Annotated in this window: 1 protein-coding gene; it reads right to left on the reverse strand. The window is 49.7% G+C overall.

Annotation, left to right across the window (positions count from 1 at the left end; all coding sequences use genetic code 11):
- A partial coding sequence (locus B3180_RS13200) for a peptidase U32 family protein (RefSeq protein WP_286845013.1) occupies positions 1-362 on the reverse strand: 362 nt, incomplete at both ends.

Genomic DNA, 362 nt, shown 5'->3' on the forward strand with positions numbered 1-362 from the left:
AGCGAGGACAATACGGAGTTCCAGTTGTCCGCCACTTCAAAGTTGTCGGGGTCAGCCATAACCGTGTCGATAGCCTGACGCCACACTCTGGTAATTTGTGATACATAAGCCGGACTGCGCTGTCGCCCTTCTATTTTTAAAGAGGCAATGCCTTCTTTATAAAGTTGCGGCAACAGGCTCAAGGTGTTCAGGCTGGTAGGCTCTTCCAGCACGTTGTAAATTTCGTCATCGACCGAAAAGCGTCCCTTACACAAAGTGGGGTAACCGGCTTTTTCGTTTTCATCAAAACGATCAATGAGCACACCGTTAAGCCGAGATTCCAGCTTGTTGTCCTGTTCGTCCCATTCCACAAAAGCGGCGGG

The organism is Idiomarina sp. UBA4206, assembly GCF_002383015.1.
GTDB classification, from domain to species: Bacteria; Pseudomonadota; Gammaproteobacteria; order Enterobacterales; family Alteromonadaceae; genus Idiomarina; species Idiomarina abyssalis.